The sequence below is a fragment of the Lelliottia wanjuensis genome (genome assembly GCF_030238365.1).
GTDB classification, from domain to species: domain Bacteria; phylum Pseudomonadota; class Gammaproteobacteria; order Enterobacterales; family Enterobacteriaceae; genus Enterobacter; species Enterobacter wanjuensis.
This window is the reverse complement of record NZ_JASSOT010000003.1, coordinates 1-21,478: the sequence shown is the minus strand read 5'-3', so window position 1 is coordinate 21,478 and position 21,478 is coordinate 1. Positions and strand designations below refer to the sequence as shown.

Annotated in this window: 18 protein-coding genes; 9 read left to right on the top strand and 9 right to left on the bottom strand. The window is 55.5% G+C overall.

Features of this window, described 5'->3' with window-relative positions; translation table 11 throughout:
• The first annotated feature begins 181 nt into the window (after window positions 1-181).
• From fdhF to QQF33_RS02475, 3 genes are all read left to right on the top strand, one after another.
• Window positions 182-2,329: a formate dehydrogenase subunit alpha gene (gene fdhF / locus QQF33_RS02485; protein ID WP_285145606.1), complete on the top strand. Its 2,148-nt coding sequence runs from the start codon at window positions 182-184 to the stop codon at window positions 2,327-2,329.
• Window positions 2,330-2,675: 346 nt separating this feature from the next.
• Window positions 2,676-2,828, top strand: coding sequence for a Hok/Gef family protein (locus tag QQF33_RS02480; RefSeq protein ID WP_285145605.1), 153 nt, complete (start codon window positions 2,676-2,678; stop codon window positions 2,826-2,828).
• Between the two features lie 242 nt (window positions 2,829-3,070).
• Window positions 3,071-3,745 carry a tetratricopeptide repeat protein gene (locus tag QQF33_RS02475; RefSeq protein ID WP_285150146.1) on the top strand — a complete coding sequence of 225 codons (675 nt, stop codon included), beginning with the start codon at window positions 3,071-3,073 and terminating at the stop codon, window positions 3,743-3,745.
• Between the two features lie 96 nt (window positions 3,746-3,841).
• Here QQF33_RS02475 and gltP read toward each other — a convergent pair whose 3' ends face one another.
• Window positions 3,842-5,155, bottom strand: a complete 1,314-nt coding sequence (gene gltP, locus QQF33_RS02470) for a glutamate/aspartate:proton symporter GltP (RefSeq protein WP_282494743.1) — start codon at window positions 5,153-5,155, stop codon at window positions 3,842-3,844.
• A gap of 420 nt (window positions 5,156-5,575) precedes the next feature.
• On the opposite strand from gltP, the gene acs reads away from it, so the two are divergent.
• From acs to actP, 3 genes are all read left to right on the top strand, one after another.
• Window positions 5,576-7,534: an acetate--CoA ligase gene (gene acs / locus QQF33_RS02465; RefSeq protein ID WP_285157303.1), complete on the top strand. Its 1,959-nt coding sequence runs from the start codon at window positions 5,576-5,578 to the stop codon at window positions 7,532-7,534.
• Between the two features lie 147 nt (window positions 7,535-7,681).
• Window positions 7,682-7,996 (top strand): DUF485 domain-containing protein, encoded by a 315-nt coding sequence (locus tag QQF33_RS02460; protein WP_095280408.1) that lies wholly within the window; start codon window positions 7,682-7,684, stop codon window positions 7,994-7,996.
• Window positions 7,993-9,642 (top strand): cation/acetate symporter ActP, encoded by a 1,650-nt coding sequence (gene actP, locus QQF33_RS02455; RefSeq protein WP_285145602.1) that lies wholly within the window; start codon window positions 7,993-7,995, stop codon window positions 9,640-9,642. Before QQF33_RS02460 ends, actP begins: the two co-directional genes overlap by 4 nt.
• Window positions 9,643-9,682: 40 nt before the next feature.
• On the opposite strand, the gene QQF33_RS02450 is transcribed toward actP, so the two are convergent.
• The gene (locus tag QQF33_RS02450) at window positions 9,683-10,372 is read right to left on the bottom strand and encodes an LrgB family protein (RefSeq protein WP_282494746.1); all 690 of its coding nucleotides are present in this window, start codon (window positions 10,370-10,372) and stop codon (window positions 9,683-9,685) included.
• Window positions 10,365-10,775 carry a CidA/LrgA family protein gene (locus tag QQF33_RS02445; RefSeq protein ID WP_285150148.1) on the bottom strand — a complete coding sequence of 137 codons (411 nt, stop codon included), beginning with the start codon at window positions 10,773-10,775 and terminating at the stop codon, window positions 10,365-10,367. The genes QQF33_RS02450 and QQF33_RS02445 overlap by 8 nt, the downstream gene beginning before the upstream one ends.
• A 102-nt stretch (window positions 10,776-10,877) precedes the next feature.
• Here QQF33_RS02445 and QQF33_RS02440 point away from each other — a divergent pair, with 102 nt between their 5' ends.
• Window positions 10,878-11,765, top strand: coding sequence for a LysR family transcriptional regulator (locus tag QQF33_RS02440; RefSeq protein ID WP_285145600.1), 888 nt, complete (start codon window positions 10,878-10,880; stop codon window positions 11,763-11,765).
• Window positions 11,766-11,916: 151 nt separating this feature from the next.
• Here the strand turns inward: QQF33_RS02440 and QQF33_RS02435 are convergent, their stop codons facing one another.
• The 4 genes from QQF33_RS02435 to soxR form a co-directional block, all read right to left on the bottom strand.
• A complete protein-coding gene (locus QQF33_RS02435) occupies window positions 11,917-13,560 on the bottom strand; it encodes a Na+/H+ antiporter (protein ID WP_282494749.1) in 1,644 nt (547 codons plus the stop codon).
• 151 nt (window positions 13,561-13,711) lie between these two features.
• On the bottom strand, window positions 13,712-15,061 hold the full coding sequence (gene ghxP / locus QQF33_RS02430; protein WP_282494750.1) for a guanine/hypoxanthine transporter GhxP: 1,350 nt from the start codon (window positions 15,059-15,061) through the stop codon (window positions 13,712-13,714).
• A 304-nt stretch (window positions 15,062-15,365) separates the two neighbouring features.
• Entirely contained in the window at window positions 15,366-16,034 is a 669-nt protein-coding gene (locus QQF33_RS02425) for a glutathione S-transferase family protein (RefSeq protein ID WP_282494751.1), read from the bottom strand.
• A 391-nt stretch (window positions 16,035-16,425) separates the two neighbouring features.
• Window positions 16,426-16,884 carry a redox-sensitive transcriptional activator SoxR gene (gene soxR / locus QQF33_RS02420; protein ID WP_282494752.1) on the bottom strand — a complete coding sequence of 153 codons (459 nt, stop codon included), beginning with the start codon at window positions 16,882-16,884 and terminating at the stop codon, window positions 16,426-16,428.
• A 98-nt stretch (window positions 16,885-16,982) separates the two neighbouring features.
• On the opposite strand from soxR, the gene soxS reads away from it, so the two are divergent.
• Entirely contained in the window at window positions 16,983-17,309 is a 327-nt protein-coding gene (gene soxS / locus QQF33_RS02415) for a superoxide response transcriptional regulator SoxS (protein ID WP_100777992.1), read from the top strand.
• Here soxS and QQF33_RS02410 read toward each other — a convergent pair.
• Complete coding sequence (locus tag QQF33_RS02410) at window positions 17,306-18,892, bottom strand: EAL domain-containing protein (RefSeq protein WP_282494753.1); 1,587 nt, start codon at window positions 18,890-18,892, stop codon at window positions 17,306-17,308. The genes soxS and QQF33_RS02410 overlap by 4 nt on opposite strands.
• Window positions 18,893-19,144: 252 nt before the next feature.
• Complete coding sequence (locus QQF33_RS02405) at window positions 19,145-20,533, bottom strand: sensor domain-containing diguanylate cyclase (protein WP_282494754.1); 1,389 nt, start codon at window positions 20,531-20,533, stop codon at window positions 19,145-19,147.
• Between the two features lie 495 nt (window positions 20,534-21,028).
• Here QQF33_RS02405 and QQF33_RS02400 point away from each other — a divergent pair, with 495 nt between their 5' ends.
• A complete protein-coding gene (locus QQF33_RS02400) occupies window positions 21,029-21,310 on the top strand; it encodes a YjcB family protein (protein ID WP_282494755.1) in 282 nt (93 codons plus the stop codon).
• Window positions 21,311-21,478: the final 168 nt, after the last annotated feature.

Below are 21,478 nucleotides of genomic sequence, written 5' to 3'. Positions count from 1 at the left end.
CGGAATTTCAACCCATGTCACATCCGCTGCCCTTTCGACACGTCAATTTTGACGATTGCCTGCGTCTCGTCAGGGTTTTGACCAAACATCGGCCGTAAAGTCAGGGGATACCCACAATAAAAACATGGCATAGAAGCTGCATAATGGCGTGGGAAAGCAATGTTTAACTGGAGCGAGACCGATGAAAAAAGTCATCACGGTTTGCCCCTATTGTGCCTCGGGTTGCAAGATCAACCTGGTGGTCGATAACGGCAAAATCGTCCGGGCGGAGGCTGCACAGGGTAAGACCAACCAGGGCACGCTGTGCCTGAAAGGCTACTATGGCTGGGATTTTATTAACGATACCCAGATCCTCACCCCCCGTCTGAAAACCCCCATGATTCGCCGTCAACGCGGCGGCAAGCTGGAATCCGTCTCCTGGAACGAGGCGCTGGACTATGTCGCCAGCCGCCTGAGCGATATCAAAGCCAAATACGGCCCGGACGCGATCCAGACCACCGGCTCATCGCGCGGAACGGGTAATGAAACTAACTATGTGATGCAAAAATTCGCACGCGCCGTTATTGGTACCAATAACGTCGACTGCTGCGCTCGCGTCTGACACGGCCCATCGGTTGCAGGTCTGCACCAGTCGGTCGGTAACGGCGCAATGAGTAACGCTATCAACGAAATCGATAACACCGATCTGGTGTTTGTTTTCGGCTACAACCCGGCGGATTCCCACCCTATCGTGGCGAATCACGTGATTAACGCGAAGCGCAACGGGGCGAAAATCATCGTCTGCGATCCGCGTAAAATCGAAACTGCGCGCATTGCGGATATGCACATCGCGCTGCGCAACGGCTCGAATATCGCGCTGTTGAATGCCCTTGGCCACGTCATCATTGAAGAAAAACTGTACGACCAGGCGTTTGTCGCCGCGCGTACGGAAGGGTTCGACGAGTATCGCAAAATTGTCGAGGGCTATACGCCTGAGTCGGTGGAAGCGATTACCGGCGTCACGGCGCAGGAAATTCGTCAGGCGGCGCGGATGTATGCGGCGGCGAAAAACGCCTGCATCCTGTGGGGCATGGGCGTGACCCAGTTCTACCAGGGCGTGGAAACCGTGCGCTCCCTGACCAGCCTTGCAATGCTGACGGGCAACCTCGGCAAACCGCACGTTGGCGTCAACCCGGTGCGTGGGCAGAACAACGTTCAGGGTGCCTGCGATATGGGCGCACTGCCGGATACCTATCCGGGCTATCAGTACGTCAAGTTCCCGGAAAACCGTGCGAAATTCGCCAGGGCCTGGGGCGTTGAAAGTCTGCCGGAACACACCGGGTATCGCATCAGCGAGCTGCCGCACCGCGCGGCGCACGGTGAAGTGCGTGCGGCCTACATCATGGGCGAAGATCCGCTGCAAACCGACGCCGAGCTGTCGGCGGTGCGCAAAGGCTTTGAGGATCTCGAACTGGTGATTGTGCAGGATATCTTCATGACCAAAACCGCGGCGGCGGCGGATGTGATTTTACCGTCAACGTCATGGGGCGAGCACGAAGGCGTCTACACCGCGGCGGACCGAGGCTTCCAGCGCTTCTTTAAAGCGGTCGAGCCGAAGTGGGATCTGAAAACGGACTGGCAAATCATCAGCGAAATCGCCACCCGCATGGGTTATCCGATGCACTACAACAACACCCAGGAGATCTGGGACGAGTTGCGCAATCTGTGTCCGGATTTCACCGGGGCAACCTATGAAAAAATGGGTGAGCTGGGCTATATCCAGTGGCCGTGCCGCGATGAGTCAGAGGCCGATCAGGGCACGTCGTATCTCTTCGCCGAGAAGTTCGACACCCCGAACGGGCTGGCACAGTTCTTCACCTGCGACTGGGTCGCGCCTATCGACAAACTCACCGACGAGTATCCGATGGTGCTCTCAACGGTGCGTGAAGTGGGCCACTACTCCTGTCGCTCGATGACCGGGAACTGTGCGGCGCTGGCCGCACTGGCCGATGAGCCGGGCTACGCGCAGCTCAACACCGCCGACGCCGAACGACTGGGCATTGAGGATGAAGCCCTGGTGTGGGTGAACTCCCGCAAAGGCCGCATCATCACCCGCGCGCAGGTCAGCGATCGCCCAAACAAAGGGGCGGTGTACATGACCTACCAGTGGTGGATTGGCGCCTGTAACGAGCTGGTGACGGAGAACTTGAGTCCGATAACCAAAACGCCGGAGTATAAGTATTGCGCCGTGCGCGTCGAGGCGATTGTCGACCAGCAAAAGGCCGAGCAGTACGTGATTGATGAATATACGAAGCTGAAAGCCAGGCTGCGCGAAAGCGCGATGGGTTAATTCATTACGTATTCAATGAATAAATGGGGTGAGATATTCACCCCATTTTTATTTATATAAATCACATTAATATCATCAATATTATTCTGGAATAGATCTCGCATAAAGTTATGCAACTTTAAAAGAAGTGAATTACATCTTTGCATTTTAATTCAGAAGGATAAGATGGCGGCGGGTGCTTAAGACTTTCTGTTTTAAGCATGATGTTGAGCATTAGTGAGGAGCAGAAAGTGGAAAGCCCCAGGAAAATTTTCATTCACCTGAGGCTACTCTCTTTTAAATCCACATCAACTTCAGCCAGGTTGAGAGTAGCCTCTTATTCTTTTATACGCAAGGAGTAATAGGCATGACGCCATTAAAAACTGTGTTAGGCATTGTATTCATTGTTTGTCTAACTATCGTGATATTTACCTTTATTAATCGCGGCAAGCTTTGCGAGCTGACAATAAAGAGTGAACATCAGGAAGTGGCGGCGAAATTAGCCTGTATTGCTGGTTAATTTTGTGGGCGGGGTAACCCGCCCTGCTTGTCTGGACGTTGAGGTCTTAACGCACCCTTTTTATTCTTCTATAATCGCGACTTTACCCTAAATAATTCGAGTTGCAGGAAGGCGGCAAGCCTGAGAATCCCCAGGAGCTTACTTAAGTAAGTGACTGGGGTGAGCAGGTGCAGCCAACGCGCATGCAACTCGAAGTATGACGGGTATATACTGCGCGCTATGTACCCGGATGATAAGAACTCATGAAAACCCTTTTTACGCTGCTTTTTCTTTTTACCGCGTTAGCTCACGCAGACGAACCCGGCAGCCAGTATAAGCAACAGGCCGAGGCGGGCGATGCGCGGGCCCAGTACTATCTGGCCGACACTTACTTCAGCGCGGGTGATGATACTCAGGCGGAACAGTGGGCCGAGAAAGCGGCCAAAGGCGGGGACATCGATGCGATGGCGCTGCTCTCGCAAATCCACTTTAAACATGCCGACTACGCCGAGTCGAAAACTCTGGCGCAGCAGGCGACCATTGCGGGCAGCAAACGCGGGGCGATCATGCTGGCGCGTCTGCTGGTGAATACCCAGGCCGGGAAAACCGATTATCCGCAGGCGATCAAGCTGCTGCAAACCGCCACGGAGGATATCGACAGTGATTCCGCCGTCGATGCCCAGATGCTGCTGGGGCTGATTTACGCCAACGGCGTGGAGATAGCTCAGGATGATGCCCAGGCGCAGATGTGGCTCAAACGCAGCTCTGCCCTGTCGCGCACCGGTTATGCGGAATATTGGGCGGGTATGGTTTTCCAGCAGGGCGAAAAAGGGTTTATTGCCCCGAACAAACAGAAGGCGCTGTACTGGTTTAACCTGAGCTGTACCGAAGGGTTTGATACCGGATGTGAAGAGTTTGATGCGTTGAGCGGGGAGTAAAAAGCCTGATGGCGCTAGCGCTTATCAGGCCTACAAAAGACAATAATTCATCTGTAGGCCGGGTAAGGCGAAGCCGCCACCCGGCTTTTTTTGACCTTACTGATCCGCGGTCTTATCAAAACGACCCAGCACGTCGCGTTCGTACGCCAGCGCTTTTTTGCGGTCGAACTGATGTTCCCACTTGGCGATCACCAGCACCGCCAGCGCATTCCCCACCACGTTCAGCGCGGTACGCGCCATGTCGAGAATACGGTCCACACCGGCGATAAACGCCAGCCCTTCCAGCGGAATACCGACGCTGCCGAGCGTTGCCAGCAGCACCACAAAGGAGACGCCCGGAACGCCCGCGATCCCTTTCGAGGTCACCATCAGGGTCAGCACCAGCACGATTTCCTGCCACAGCGACAGGTCGATCCCGTACAGCTGCGCGATGAAAATCGCCGCGATACTCTGGTACAGCGTTGAACCATCAAGGTTAAAGGAATACCCCGTCGGCACCACGAAGCTGGTGATCGACGCCGGTGCGCCGTAGGCTTCCATCTTCTCGATAATACGCGGCAGCACGCTCTCGGAGCTGGCCGTGGAGTAGGCCAGAATCAGCTCGTCTTTCAGGATACGAATCAGGATCCAGATGCTCAGCCCGCAGATGCGCGCCACCAGGCCCAGCACCACCAGCGCAAAGAACAGAATCGCGAAGTGAACCAGGATCACCAGCTTCGCCAGCGGCCACAGGGAAGCAAAGCCGAAGTTCGCCACCGTCACGGCGATCAGCGCAAACACACCGACCGGCGCGTAGCGCATCACCATGTGCGTCACTTTGAACATGGTTTCGGAGATAGAACGGAACACCGTCACCAGGGGTTCACGGTGCGTCGCCGGCAGGGAGGAAAGACCCAGACCAAACAGCACCGAGAAGAAGATGATCGGCAGCATTTCGCCCTTCGCCATCGACGCCACGATATTGGTTGGCACCAGCGACAGGATAGTTCCCATCAGGCCATGCGCGTGGCTTTGCACGTCTGCGGTTGTGCTTTGGTATTTCGAAATATCCACCGTTGCCAGCTGCGACATATCAATCCCGGCACCCGGCTGGAACACGTTCGCCAGCGTAATACCCAGAATGATAGCAACCGTAGTGATCACTTCGAAATAGATGATGGTTTTCGCGCCGATACGCCCTAACTGCTTGGCATCGCCCACGCCCGCAATACCCACAATCAGCGTGGAGATCACAATCGGGACAACAATCATTTTGATCAGGTGGATAAAGATATCGCCCGCCGGGGACAACATGTTCGCCACCAGCCATTCGCGGTCGTCACTGTGATAATGCAGATAACTGCCCAGCAAGATGCCCAGCACCATCGCCAGCAAGATTTGCCAGGCGAGGCTGATTTTCAAATTTTTCATAAAAAAAGACTTCCTCAATGAAGCGCCCTTCCCCTCATGACTGGCAGGAATGGCACATACTGAAAGGGTATGAATTGTGTTGCGTTGGTTTATAGGGTTTTTAACGCGCCGTATCAGTATCATTTGCATGGCCTGCTGCGCAACCCTTAAAGAACGAGGCTTTCCACTGCCAAAAGGTCTTATGACGCTAATTTGTAATAATTCTTATAAATAACCTTTTGTTATAAAAACGCTTTTTTCCAGCCAATTGTGAATAATCCAGATTGTAAATTATTTCCCTTCAAAGTTTCATTTGCTGCTTTTTTCACCTGTTCATTTATTGCGTGATCTGTCGCCCAAATAACAAACAAAGCGACCAAAACCCCTACAATTAACGTTTTTGCGACATATTATTAACATCCTAAAAGGAGAACAAAAGCCATGAGCCAAATACACAAACATGACATTCCCGCAAACATTGCGGACCGTTGCCTGATAAATCCGGAGCAGTACCAGCAAAAGTATCAACAATCCATCTCTGAGCCTGACGCCTTCTGGGGTGAGCAGGGTAAAATTCTTGACTGGATCACGCCGTATCAGAAGGTGAAAAACACCTCTTTTGCGCCAGGCAATATCTCCATTAAATGGTATGAAGACGGCACCCTGAACCTGGCCGCAAACTGTCTGGACCGCCATCTTGCCGAGCGCGGCGATCAGACTGCCATTATCTGGGAAGGCGACGACGCCTCGCAGAGCAAACACATTACCTATAAAGAGCTGCATCGCGACGTTTGCCGCTTTGCCAACGTCCTGTTGGAGCAAGGCATCAAAAAAGGCGATGTGGTGGCGATTTATATGCCAATGGTGCCGGAAGCCGCCGTGGCGATGCTCGCCTGCGCGCGCATTGGCGCCGTCCATTCGGTGATTTTCGGCGGTTTCTCGCCGGAAGCGGTCGCCGGGCGCATTATCGACTCCAGTTCAAAACTGGTGATCACCGCTGACGAAGGCGTGCGTGCCGGTCGCGGCATCCCGCTGAAGAAAAACGTCGATGAAGCGCTGAAAAACCCGAACGTCAAAACCATCACCAACGTCATCGTGCTGAAGCGCACCGGCGGCAACGTCGAGTGGAAAGAGGGCCGCGACCTGTGGTGGAGCGACCTGATTGAGAAAGCCAGCGACCAGCATCAGCCTGAAGCGATGAACGCCGAAGATCCGCTGTTTATCCTTTATACCTCCGGCTCCACCGGCAAGCCGAAGGGCGTGCTGCACACCACCGGCGGGTATCTGGTTTACGCGGCCTCGACCTTTAAATACGTTTTTGACTATCACCAGGGCGATATTTACTGGTGTACCGCCGACGTCGGCTGGGTCACCGGCCACAGCTATCTGCTATACGGCCCGCTGGCCTGCGGCGCGACCACGCTGATGTTCGAAGGCGTACCAAACTGGCCGACGCCTGCCCGTATGTGCCAGGTGGTCGATAAGCATAAGGTCAATATTCTCTATACCGCACCAACCGCGATCCGCGCCCTGATGGCCGAAGGCGACAAAGCCATCGAAGGGACCGACCGCTCCTCCTTGCGCATTCTCGGCTCGGTTGGCGAACCGATTAATCCGGAAGCCTGGGAGTGGTACTGGAAGAAGATCGGCAACGAAAACTGCCCGGTGATGGACACCTGGTGGCAGACCGAAACCGGCGGCTTCATGATTACCCCGCTGCCGGGTGCGACGCAGCTGAAAGCCGGTTCCGCCACGCGTCCGTTCTTCGGCGTGCAGCCTGCGCTGGTGGATAACGAAGGCAACCCGCTCGACGGCGCGACAGAAGGCAACCTGGTGATCACCGACTCCTGGCCGGGCCAGGCGCGAACCCTGTTTGGCGATCACGATAGATTCGAGCAGACCTACTTCTCGACCTTCAAAAACATGTACTTCAGCGGCGACGGCGCGCGTCGTGACGAAGACGGATACTACTGGATCACCGGTCGCGTGGACGATGTGCTGAACGTGTCCGGCCACCGCCTGGGGACGGCTGAGATTGAATCGGCGCTGGTGTCCCATCCGAAAATCGCCGAAGCGGCGGTGGTGGGCATTCCGCATAACATCAAAGGCCAGGCGATTTACGCCTACGTCACCCTGAACCACGGCGAAGAGCCGACGCCAGAGCTGTACACCGAAGTGCGTAACTGGGTGCGAAAAGAGATCGGCCCGCTCGCCACGCCGGACGTGCTGCACTGGACCGACTCGCTGCCAAAAACCCGCTCCGGCAAGATCATGCGCCGTATTCTGCGCAAAATCGCTGCGGGCGATACCAGTAACCTCGGCGATACCTCAACGCTCGCCGATCCTGGCGTGGTGGACAAACTGCTCGAAGAGAAGCAGGCCATCGCAATGCCTTCTTAACTCACTTTTTTCTCCCTCTCCCTGTGGGAGAGGGCCGGGGTGAGGGCATCAGACCGCACCTTTCCCCCCTCACCCTAACCCTCTCCCTCAAGGGAGAGGGAATAATAAAAGCCCCTCCTCTACACCAATACTCTGGAGAGTTCTGTGATGAATACTGATATTTATCAACGGATAGAACATAGTGCGCATTTCAGGGAGCTCGTCGAAAAACGGCAACGGTTTGCCTTCATCCTTTCCATCATCATGCTGATTATCTACGTCGGCTTTATTCTGCTGATCGCCTTTGCGCCGCACTGGCTGGGCACCCCGCTGCACGCCGGAACCAGCGTCACGCGCGGCATCCCTATCGGCATCGGGGTAATTGTCATCTCCTTCGTGCTGACCGGCGTCTACGTCTGGCGCGCCAACGGTGAATTTGATCGTCTTAATAAAGCGGTACTGCGTGAGGTAAAAGCATCATGAAGCGAGTTCTGACGGCGCTAGCCGCCACACTGCCTTTGGCGGCCAATGCGGCCGATGCCCTTACCGGCGAGGTACAACGCCAGCCAACAAACTGGCAGGCGATCATCATGTTCCTGATTTTCGTGCTGCTGACCCTGTACATCACCTACTGGGCGTCGAAACGCGTGCGCTCGCGTAATGATTACTACACCGCGGGCGGCAACATTACCGGCTTCCAGAACGGCCTGGCGATTGCGGGCGATTTTATGTCTGCCGCGTCGTTCCTCGGGATCTCCGCGCTGGTTTACACCTCCGGCTACGACGGCCTGATTTACTCCCTCGGCTTCCTGGTCGGCTGGCCGATCATTCTGTTCCTGATCGCCGAACGCCTGCGTAACCTCGGGCGCTATACCTTTGCTGACGTGGCGTCGTATCGCCTCAAGCAAGGCCCGATCCGCACCCTCTCCGCCTGCGGTTCGCTGGTGGTGGTGGCCCTGTATCTGATTGCCCAGATGGTGGGCGCAGGGAAACTCATCGAGCTGCTGTTCGGCCTGAACTACCACGTCGCCGTGGTGCTGGTGGGCGTGCTGATGGTGATGTACGTCCTGTTCGGCGGGATGCTCGCCACGACCTGGGTGCAGATCATCAAAGCCGTGCTCCTGCTGTTCGGCGCCAGTTTCATGGCCTTTATGGTGATGAAACACGTCGGCTTTAGCTTCAACAACCTGTTCACCGAAGCCATGGCGGTTCACCCGAAAGGCGAAGCGATCATGAGCCCAGGCGGGCTGGTGAAAGACCCGATATCCGCCCTGTCGCTCGGTCTCGGTCTGATGTTTGGTACCGCCGGTTTGCCGCACATCCTGATGCGCTTCTTCACCGTATCAGACGCCCGCGAAGCGCGTAAAAGCGTCTTCTACGCCACCGGTTTTATGGGCTACTTCTACATCCTGACCTTTATCATCGGCTTCGGCGCGATCATGCTGGTCGGCGCGAACCCGGCGTTTAAAGACGCAGCGGGGCAGCTGATTGGCGGAAATAACATGGCGGCGGTGCATCTGGCTGATGCCGTGGGCGGCAACCTGTTCCTCGGCTTTATCTCTGCCGTGGCGTTCGCCACGATTCTGGCGGTGGTAGCGGGTCTGACCCTGGCGGGTGCGTCGGCGGTTTCGCATGACCTGTATGCCAATGTGTGGCGCAAAGGGGCGACCGAGCGTCAGGAGCTGAAAGTCTCCAAAATCACGGTGTTGATTCTGGGCGTGGTGGCGATCCTGCTGGGGATTCTGTTCGAGAAACAAAACATCGCCTTCATGGTCGGCCTGGCGTTCTCGATTGCGGCCAGCTGTAACTTCCCGATCATTCTCCTCTCCATGTACTGGTCAAAACTGACCACCCGTGGCGCGATGATTGGCGGCTGGCTGGGCCTGCTGACGGCAGTAGTGCTGATGATCCTCGGCCCGACGATTTGGGTGCAGATCCTCGGCCACGAAAAAGCCATCTTCCCGTACGAATACCCGGCGCTGTTCTCGATTGCCGTGGCGTTCATCGGTATCTGGTTCTTCTCAGCGACCGATAACTCGGCGGAAGGTAACCTGGAACGCGACAAATTCCGCGCCCAGTTTATCCGTTCACAAACCGGTCTTGGGATCGATCAGGGCCGCGCGCATTAATGGTTAATTCTCCCCGGTCGCTCTGGCCGGGGATTCTTTTTCAGAACATCACCCACGCCACCAGCGGTGCAACCAGCACCATCGTCACGCCGGAGAGCATCATCACCAGGCTCGCGACCACACCTTCCTGCTGACCGATTTCATACGACCGTGCGGTCCCCGCGCCGTGCGACGCCGCGCCAAATCCGGCCCCTTTCGCCATCCCTTCGCGAATCGACAGCCGCAAAAACAGCATATCGCCCACCGCCATGCCGAACACGCCGGTCACGACGACAAACAGCGCCACCAGATCCGGCTGTCCGCCGAGAGGTTTCGCCGCCGCCAGCGCAAAGGGCGTGGTGACGGAACGCACCGCCAGACTGCGCTGGATCTCATCGGACAAAGTGAACAGACGCGCCAGCCAGACGGAGCTGGTCACCGCCACCACCGTGGCCGTCACCACGCCCGCCGTGAGCGACATCCAGTGGCGACGGATCACCGCGAGGTTGTCGTAAACCGGCACGGCAAACGCGATGGTCGCCGGCCCGAGCAGCCACAGCAGCCAGTGGGATTCGCCGATGTAGTTTTGCCAGGAGATGTGGCCGAAGACCAGCATCAGCACCAGTAAAATCGGGGTGAAGACCAGCGGCATCAGCGGCAGGGCGTGAAAGCGGCGGTAGAGGCGTTTGTTGGCGAAGTAGATCACCAGCGTGACCACCAGACACAGAACGCTGACCTGAAAGTTAGTCATGCTTCTGCCTGCTGATTTCAAAGCGATAGACTTTATCGACGACCCACGCCGTCGCACCCAGCACCATCAGCGTGCTCAGGGCGATCACCGCGAAAATCCGCCAGCCGTCGACCATCAGCAGCTGCGCGTAGTTCACCACCGCCACCACCGCCGGAACGAAGAACAGCAGCATCTCCGCCAGCAGCCAGCGGGAACCGGCGCGGATCCAGTTCAACGGGATGACGCGGCACAGAATAAGCGCCAGCATCAGCACCATGCCGACCAGATTGGCGGGCAGCGGCAGGTGCAGCCATGTCACGAGATATTCAGCGAAAACAAACAGTGCGGCATAGAGCAGTACCTGAACCGGTACCTGAAGCCGTTGCACAACAGCAGGCGTAACACGACTTAACGCCACGGCCATGGGGGAATTCCTCAGAAATGAGATAAAGCGCCAGTATAGTGACCACACGAAGTGGACTGAAATGAATTAAAATCATCAAAGGTATAGTTTCGAGGAATAATCATGGACATAAGAACGCTGCGCTATTTTGTCGAAGTGGTTCGCCAGCAGAGTTTTACCCGCGCAGCGGAGAAGTTATTCGTCACCCAGCCCACCATCAGCAAGATGCTGAAAAATCTCGAAGATGAACTGAACTGTACCCTGTTGATTCGCGACGGGCGCAAGTTGTTGCTGACCGACACAGGGCGCGTAGTGTTTGAGCGCGGCCTGGCGATTCTGGCCGAATTCCGCCAGCTGGAGGCGGAGCTTGGCGACATTAACCATCTGAATAAAGGCCTGCTGCGCTTAGGCATTCCGCCGATGGTCGGGATGATGATGGCCGGGCCGATCAGTCTGTATCGCCAGCGCTATCCTGGCGTGGAGCTAAAGATTTCCGAGTTCGGCGGGCTGACCGTGCAGCAGGCGGTGATGAACGGCGAGCTGGATCTGGCGATGACCGCCCTGCCCGTTGAAGAGGACAGCGGTCTGGCGACACTCCCGCTATTCAGCCATCCGCTGTGCGTGCTGGTCCCGCGCTCCGGCGACTGGATGCACATCGACACCGTAAAACCGGAGTTGCTGGCGGAACATCCGCTGCTGATTTACAACGAAGATTTCGCCCTCAGCCGCCAGCTGATGCAGCTGTTCCACCAGCACGACGTCAAACCGCGCATCGCCGTGCGCAGCGGCCAGTGGGATTTTCTCGCCGCCATGGTGCAGGCGGGCGTCGGGATTGCGATATTGCCGCAGCCGATTTGCGAGCGTCTGGATAAAAACACCCTGCGCTGGATCCCGCTCGAGAGCGATCTGCACTGGCAGTTAGGGATGATTTGGCGCGACGGGGTCTATTTGTCGCACAGCGCCCAGGCGTGGTTGACGTGTTGTGAGGGGTTTTGGGTGAAGGGGGAGTAGTCGTTTGTTTCCCCTCACCCTAGCCCTCTCCCAAAGGGAGAGGGGACAGTTCGGAGCGGTTTTTCGCCCTCTCCCTATGAGAGGGATAGTTCGGTTTTCTCCCTCTCCCTGTGGGAGAGGGTCGGGGTGAGGGCATCAGGCCGCACCACCCCTACTGCTCAATCAACAACGCTTCCAGCAAATCCAAATCATGCAGCAGCTTCTGCAGCGTCTCATTGCTGATCTGGCGCGTCGCGCGCAGGTGGTACAGCTCGGCGCGCTCTGAACGCAGCGCCGCCAGACGGAAGCGGCGCTCCAGATCCTCTTCCTGCATCGAGCTTTCGACGTCGTTACGCCCATCGGCGCGGCGGCGCAGGTTACCAATGACCCGCGAACTCACCTCTTTCAGCAGTTGATTATCGATGTTCTCTTCAGCATCCGACGCCAGGCGCTCTTCCATCTTCTCGATGGCGACAATCGCCACTTCAGCCGTTGCGGCGCGCGCGATACGCTCCTCTTTATGCTGCTGCGAATGGTCGGCCACTTCCAGATGTTGCAGCAGGATCGGCAGCATCACCACGCCGATAAACAGCGAGAACAGGATCACGCCCGCGGCGAGGAACACCAGCTCGTAGCGCGCCGGGAAGACGTTGCCGTCCGGGAGCAGCAGCGGAATCGAGAGCACACCGGCAAGGGTAATCGCCCCGCGCACGCCCGCAAACGAGGCGATCAACAGCTCGCGCGTGGACCATGAGCCAAACTCCATCGGCTTCTTGTGCAGAAAACGCAGGCTGAATTTTTTCATCGTCCACAGCCAGCCGAAACGCACCAGCATCAGCGCCAGATAAATCAGCACGATATCGGTAAACAGCATCCAGGTTTCGACGTTCGGGTCAGCCTCGGCCGCCACCAGGGAAGACTCCAGAATGCCCGGCAGCTGCAGGCCTAACAGCAGGAACACCATGCCGTTAAAGACAAACTCCAGCATCGCCCAGGTGCTGTTGGCGCGCAGACGCATCGCCAGCGGCGCGCGGCGCATCACGCCCGCACGGGTGATGGTCATCCCCGCCGCAACGGCTGCCAGGATGCCCGACACACCGATATGTTCGGCAATCAGGTAAGAGGCAAACGGCAGCAGGAACAGCAGGACGATCTGCGTGGCGGGTTCATCCCCGCCCCAGCGGCTGAGGAACCCGAGGGAGCGGCCGTACAGCCAGCTCACCACAAACCCGGCCAGGATACCGCCGATGGCCACTTTGAAGAATTCAACGGTCGCGCCGCCGATGGTAAAAATCATCGTTCCCATCGCCACGGCGACGGCAAATTTCAGGGCTACCAGGCCGGAGGCGTCGTTCATCAGCGCCTCGCCCTGCAGGATGCCCATAATTTTCTTCGGTATGCGGCCTTCGCCGACGATACCGGAAAGGGCCACCGCATCCGTTGGCGACAGCACGGCGGCCAGCGCAAAGGCGGGTATCAGCGGAATGCCCGGCACCACCCAGTAGATCAGGAACCCTATCCCGACCACCGTGACGACGACCAGCGCCAGCGCCAGGCCAAATATCTCTCGCCCGTGTTCAAGAAACTCACGCGTCGGCGTTTTCCAGCCGTCAGCAAACAGCAGCGGCGGAATGAACAGCACGAGGAACAGCTCGGGATCGAACTCGACGTGCAGGCCAAACGTTGGCCACGCCAGCAGCGCGCCTATGGCAATTTGCATCAGCGGGAGGGGTAACTGGAAGGGCAGTACGCGGGTGACTACCCCGGAAAGTGAGACCACAAGGGTCATGATGAGTATTGTGAAGAAGATTTCCATGCGTTCCCTGTTTGCGTGTTTCTTATTGTCTAAAACATGAAGCGTCGTGCCTCTATTTTACATTTCCCAGAGTAACGCAAAAGACAACGAAGTGGGGTCCGAAAATAAAAACGGGCGGCCTGAGCCACCCGTTTTCGCAGGAAAAGACAACTTAGATTGCCCAGCCGCCCGCATAGAACGCCACCAGCGCCACCGCAATCACTACGGTGCCGATGTTCAGCTTGCGCCACTCACCGGAGACCAGACGGCCAATCACCAGCGAGGCGAAGCCGATCATAATGCCGGTCACGATGTTACAGGTCAGGACGATAAACACGGCGGTAATCAGGCCGGACATCGCATCGACGAAATCCGCAAAATCGATTTTCGCCACGTTGCTCAGCATCAACAGGCCGACGTACATCAGCGCAGGTGCAGTTGCGTAAGCCGGAACCAGGTAAGAAAGCGGAGAGAGGAACAGGATCAGCAGGAACAGCACGCCGACGGTGATCGCCGTCAGACCGGTTTTACCGCCTGCCGCCGTACCCGCTGCGGACTCGATGTACACCGCAGCCGGAGCCGCACCCACCAGACCGGAGAAGACGCTGCTCAGGGAGTCGGTGGTCAGCGCTTTGCCGCCGTCGATAATCTGCCCGTCTTTGTCCAGCAGGTTCGCCTGGCCCGCGACCGCGCGGATGGTGCCGGTGGCATCAAACACCGCGGTCATCACCAGCGCCAGAACGCTTGGCAGAACAATCGGGTTCAGCGCGCCAACGATGTCCAGGCTACCAATCAGGGAGTTGCCCTGGTCGTCGCTCAGGGACGGCATGGCGAAGATGCCGGAGAAGTGAACGGTCGGATCGAAAATCAACCCCACCACCGAAACGCCGATGATGGTCAGCAGAATGCCGCCCGGCACTTTCAGTTTTTCCAGGCCGATAATCACCGCCAGACCAATCAGGGACATGATCACCGGGAAGCTGGCGAAGTGGCCCAGCGCGACCGGCAGACCGTCCAGTGGGTTCTTGATCACCAGACCCACGCCGTTCGCCGCAATCAGCAGCAGGAACAGGCCGATACCGATGCCGGTGCCGTGCGCCACGCCCTGCGGCAAGTTGCGCAAGATCCAGCTACGAATGCCGGTAGCAGAGATGATGGTGAACAGCACACCCATCAGGAACACCGCACCCAGCGCAACCGGCACGCTGATGTGCTGGCCCAGCACCAGGCTGAACGCGGTAAACGCAGTCAGTGAAATCGCACAGCCAATCGCCAGCGGCAGGTTCGCCCACAGGCCCATGACGATGGAGCCGACGCCCGCGACCAGACAGGTGGCAACGAAGACTGCCGCAGGCGGGAAGCCCGCTTTGCCCAACATGCCCGGCACCACGATGACGGAGTAAACCATCGCCAGAAACGTTGTCAGACCTGCAACCACTTCCTGGCGCACGGTGCTGCCGCGAGCAGAAATTTTAAATAAGGCGTCGAGTGAACCGCCGGTACGCGCTGAAGGCGTAGACATAGCAAACATCCCCTGAGAAATTTTTATCATTCGTCTGTAAGCGTGGTGGACAACTCCACTGCCAGCGAAACGTCAAATCCTTGTGCTGCGTTTGCGACGAAAAGGGGCCGTCACAAAAAAAGCAAACGTTTAGCTCCGCGCTTACAAAACGGGTGTTGAATTGAAGGCAAACGATTATCTAGCGTAATACACGCCCTTTTCAACTGAACTTTATCGTTTATCGCTAAAATTCCCTTATGACGCTGAAGAAATAACCAGAGGATGCGCAAACGTTATCGTGAATGCGCAATTTGATAACAATCTGTCACTCGCCGGGGATATCGAACGGACCACCCTGTTGAATCGCGCGCTGCCAGGCCGGGCGCATTTCGACCCGTTTTTTCCACGCCTGAGTGTGGGGAAGGTTGTCGATCCCGCCGCGCGCCAGCAGGGCGAAGATCGGGTAGGTCATCTGCATATCGGCCATGCTGAGCTGTTCACCGGCGAACCAGGTGTTTTCGCTGAGATGGGATTCGATATAGCGCGCGTGGGTTTCCAGCTGCGGGTTGAGCCAGGCTTTTTGCACGCCGCCGCCCAGCACTTTGCCGAGCGAGCGCATGCCAAAGGGAATCGGCGGTTTGCCGAGACTGGCGAACACCAGCTTCATCAGCAGGAGCGGCATCAGGGATCCTTCGGCGTAGTGCAACCAGAAGCGGTACTGGATTTTGTTGGCCGCGCTCTCAGGTTTGAGCTGCGACGGGGTGTCGTAGGTTTCCTGCAGGTATTCCAGGATCGCGCCGGACTCGGCGAGGATCAGCCCGTTGTCCTCGACAACCGGCGACTTGCCCAGCGGATGCACTTTTTTCAGCGACGGCGGGGCCAACATCGTTTTTTCGCGCTGGTAGCGAACAATTTGATACGGTACGGACAACTCTTCAAGGGCCCAAAGGACGCGCTGGGAGCGGGACTGGTTCAGGTGGTGGAGCGTCAGCATGGTGTTCTCCTGTGATTCATACAAACTAACTATAGAAAATTGCACAACATGGCGAAAAACTTTTGCCGAGATTCTGCCCACGGCGACTGGCGAACAGCGGGGTTTTGCATACAATTAAAGTGTCAACACAAACCGGAACCTCCCCAACGTGCTCGACATGAGGGGTGTTGATGTCGGGGGAAACCCTCCCGTGAACCAGCGGGATAGAGAGAAAGACAAAGACCGGGAATAAACTAAAGCGCCTTCGTTTGGCGCTTTAGTTTTTTTGGGGTTGGTGCGGTGGTTTTGCCGGGTGGCGGCTGCGCCTTACCCGGCCTACGGGTCCCGTGCCGTTTGCAGGTTTTTTAGGCCGGATAAGCGAAGCGCATCCGGCAACCAGACCGCACAGCCCCTAATCCTCCTCCAACAACCGCGCCCCCGTCCCCTGCGCCCCGAGCGTATCCCCCGGATTTCGCAGCGGACAATCGCTGCGCGACAAACACCCGCACCCGATGCACCCGTCCAGCTCATCGCGCAACGCCACCAGCGTATGAATGCGCCGATCCAGCTCCACGCGCCACTGCGACGAAAGCTCCTTCCACTCCTTCGCGCTCAGCGTATGCCCCTCCGGCAACACGCCAAACGCATCGCCGATGGTCGCCAGCGGAATCCCAATCCGTTGCGCAATTTTGATAATCGCCACGTAACGCAGCACATCACGGGTGTAGCGACGCTGATTCCCGCCGTTGCGGATACTTTTAATTAAGCCTTTGCTTTCATAGAAATGCAGCGCCGAGACCGCCACCCCGCTACGCTTCGCGACTTCCCCCGGCGTCAGCAGCGCCTTAATTCTGGGTAATCTCTTTTCCATAAAACCTCTTTACCTCAAGTTAACTTGAGGAATTATACTCCCCCGCAGAGAAAACGACGAATCAACAGAGAAAGTTGTATCTAAAGAGGGGCAACCTTATGTCGCATCAGCAAATTATTCAGACATTGATTGAATGGATTGATGAGCATATCGACCAACCGTTAAATATTGACGCTGTCGCTAAAAAGTCGGGCTATTCGAAGTGGTATCTGCAGCGGATGTTCCGCACCGTGATGCATCAGACGCTCGGGGATTACATCCGTCAGCGTAGGTTATTGCTGGCCGCGCAGGCGCTGCGCACCACCAAGCGTCCGATTTTTGATATCGCCATGGATTTGGGGTATGTCTCGCAGCAGACCTTTTCCCGGGTATTTCGTCGTGAGTTCGACCGCACCCCGAGCGATTACCGCCACCAGCTGAACTAACTCGTGCGCGGGATCAGCACGCCGACAGGCTGTTGCTGCCAGGTCATAAATTCCTGCGGCGGCATCGCCTTCGCAAAGTGCCAGCCCTGACAATATTGCACGCCGCGCTTCAGCAGCCAGGTCACCTGCTCCGCCGTCTCCACCCCTTCCGCAATGGTTTTCAACCGCAGGCTCTGGGCCATCTCAATGATGTGCTCGGCAATCAGGTGGCTGGTGCTGTTGGTGGTCAGGGTATCGATAAACGACTTATCGATTTTCAGGATATCGACGTTGAGCGAATAGAGGTTATGCAGGTTCGAATAACCGGTGCCGAAATCATCGATCGCCACCTCATAACCCGCCTGGCGGAACGCCTGGATCACCGGCGTAGTTTTCGGCACATCGATGAACCCGCGCTCCGTCACTTCAATTTTAATCTGCTGCGCCCGCACCGCGTACTGCTGCGCTTTATCCGAGATAAGGGCAATCAGACGCGACGAGTGGAAATCCGACGCCGACAGGTTAATCGAAATATACAGGTGCGGATTGTTGCCCAAAAACTCCCCGAGATCGTTAAACACTTCCTCGACGACATAATCGGTAATGCGCTCAATCATTCCCTCTTTTTCCGCCAGCGGAATAAACTCCGCCGGGCTCATCACCGGGCCGTTAAACCCCGGCCAGCGCAGCAGCGCTTCGGCACCCACGCAGCGATTATTTTTAATATCAATGATCGGCTGATAGTGAACGCAGAGCTGGCGCTTATTGAGCGCGCGGTGCAATAAGCGCCCTGGCGAATTAAATTCGCGGTGCGTACGCGACCAGACCAGCAAAATAATAATGCTGCAAATCATTCCCAGCGGCAGGGTCAATGTGGCCTGGTGATAAAGAATTTCATAAAAGCGGGTGTTCGAGGTGGAAACAATGGCGGCAATAGGTCGTTTCGTCGAATTGACGATGGTGTAAAAACGGTCATTTTTCTGGAATGGCTCGTTCACATTTCCGACAAGCGTATGTAATAACGAAATATCGGCCTGTGGACTGGCGGAAAAGAAGGCATTGGTGACCGTATCAAATACGCCCCAGGCCAGAGAATGATCCGTCGACATCACTTCGCTGTAGGAGAGCGGATTGACCACCACGACATAATTCCCGCGCTGCATATATGTCATTTTAAAACCGGCATAAAATGGCGTATCGCGGAAATAATAGATAGAGACGTCGGGTTTACGTTTGTAATTTGCAGTAGGTATCAGATAAGGCTTATCAGGCATCATCACCGTGGAGCAAAGAAACTGCTGACCTTCGGCATAAATTAAATCGGACACATACAGACGGCCACGCACCACGTTCAACATATATTGCCGATGGGCAGGTGAACAAACTTCGCCCTGATATTTTTCGGCAGCGTCGCGGGCTAAATCAACTTGTCCAATAACCAGTTCAGTTTTATCTAAAGCGAGTTGTGCAAAAGAACGTAGCTGACTACTTGTTTCGGTGACGGCTCTGAGCTGTGCAAACCATAGCGCAAGCATCACCGGTAGTGAAACTACCATGATGATCCCGACGACCCTCAGCACCTTGCGCCGTGCGCTACGATTCATTTCCGCCCTATATCCCTGCATGATGTGTGCCTGTAGTAATGAAGGCCGGATGCTTTGATAAACAGGTGATTACGTTGCATGAATCATGCGAAGTTAGCAACTGACTTTTATCATCAGAAACCCAATATTTGGTTATGACGATAATATTTGCCCGTAAGCCAAACTTAAAGAATGGGTTCGATTTTTATTAAGGATAATAAATATCAAAACGTAATGATGAGTTTTAAGATAACACAGCAAGGGCGCATTGATTTATAAATAATCAATTGCGATCACCGTTTTCCCTCTTCCACTTCGTTTGGCGTCATATAACGCTTTGTCGGCGCGCGTCAGGAGTGAAGAGGTATCGCGATGCCCGCAGCCCACTTCCACCACCCCGGCACTAAAGGAGAGTATCAGCGATTTGTCCCCAACCAGCATCGGCCTTTCCAGCAGGATGGCGCGTAAATTTGATGAGAGCGCCATCGCCGCATCACAATCTGTCTCTGATAATAGAAGTAAAAACTCCTCGCCGCCAACCCGGCCCAGCGCCGCATGCGTCGGACTCAGTTCACGCAGACGATCGCAAAAATGCACCAGAGCGGCATCTCCCACCTGATGGCCCCACTCATCGTTAATCTGCTTGAAATAATCCAGGTCAAACATTAACACGCAAAAATAGCTTTGATTGCGTTCCATCACGGCCTGAAGTTGCTGCAAAATAGCCGACCGATTAAAGCATCCGGTCAGATCGTCGGTGGTGGCTTTCAGCGCCAGTTGCTCCTCTGCCTTTTTACGCTCGGTAATATCCAGCCCTATATTCAAAATAGAGCCATCAGGCAGCAGAATATTTGACCACAGGATCGTAAGCTGCGTGCCATCTTTTCTGATGGGCCGCCACTCGTACATGTCCTTGAGGGGCGAGACATTCACGGAATCACGCACCCGCCGTCGGACTTCCGGATCGGGATAAAACAGCGCCAGCGGATCGGGGTGTAAATTAATTTCCGCCATACTCCAGCCAAATACTTTTTCGCACTCAACGTTCCACAGCACACAGCGATTACGCCTGTCGAAGGAGTTCATTAATACCGGGGCACGTTCAAATAACGTTTTATATTGCGTCACCACCAGCTGCATCTCTTTCGCCGTTCTTTCGCGGGAGATCATTTCGGCGAAATAATCTTTTAATTTTTCAACCAGCACCACCACCACATTTTTCAGCGTCGGTAAGGCACATAATCGTTGCGAAAATCCCAGGAAGAAATAGCCGTTGCAGCTTCCGTCACGGGAAGAGAGTTTGCACAGCACGCCGCTTTGTAATTGCGAATAACCCGGATGCTGAGCGGTAAATATCGAGCGGCCAATATTCTCTTTCCAGTAAATCGCGCGCCACGAACGGTGATGGCGTTGCATCAGGGTGCTGGCGAGAAAATCGGTGACTTCAAACGAGTGGCAGGTGACATCCCCCGCGCAGACCACGCGCGGCAGGCCCCGGTCGTCATCCACGCTGACCCACGCCAGCGCCGACCCCAGCGAGCGATTGATCGTCTCCAGCATCTCCGTCAGGGAGCATTGGGACGTTAACAGCGGCATCAGTTTTGCTAAAGCATGCAAAGCCTGCATGCTGTCGTTAACAATTTCGCGGCATGTCTCTTTCATCAGATTTATTCGCAGGTCATTGATTCATAGAAACCAGGCGCAACGAATAACTCAGGATTCGAATAATCTCATTGAGACAATTTATTCCAGGTATCGCATAACTATGTACAGAATTGCATGTGTGTGTGAATAATAAGTGACACCAGAGAATAAAAAGCAATGAATTCAGTAGCCTGAATTATTAATTGTGTATATTTAATTATCCGTTCAAGCATAAGCTATAGGTTTAATACTGTAAATATTGTACAGACCCTTCCAGCCTGTAGAGACTTTTCTATCTTAATGAATTCCTTATAAACACCCTCTGTAAATCACTATTAGCCTGCAAAGATATATTCTGCATACCCATTATTTTCCTTCGATTGGTTAGAAAGCGCACATTTTTGCGGCAACAAGGCTGGCGAATAAAAGAACAAATGTGATATAGTTCACACATATTTTGTAACGCGAAACACTGTTTCATTGTTGTCCGTCAGCTATTCGAGGATCGGTTTTATGGCGACCATTACCACCAGCATGGTTTTACTGCGCTGGCCGTTGTTGAGTGCGGTTTTGATGTTTTTAGCCAGCACGTTGAACATTCAATTACGTAAAGCTGATTTCGCGGGGCTGGCAGTGATCAGCACCCTGCTCGGTCTCGGCGCGGCATGCTGGTTTGCGATGGGGTTGCTCGGCATTACGATGGTGGATGTGGCGACGATCTGGAGCAACATGAAAGTGGTGATGATTGAGGCGATGAGCCATACACCGCCTGACTGGCCGATGGTGATTACCTGATTTAATTGTGCGGTCTGGCCCCCTCACCCCTGCCCTCTCCCTGTACGGTCCGGAGACATGGTAGACAGGTGTTCGGGGACATGGTGAACACTATTTAACATCCTTTACCCATGGTGATCGACCTTTTCTTCAGGTCGATCACCCCCACTTTCGTGCTGTACCACCACA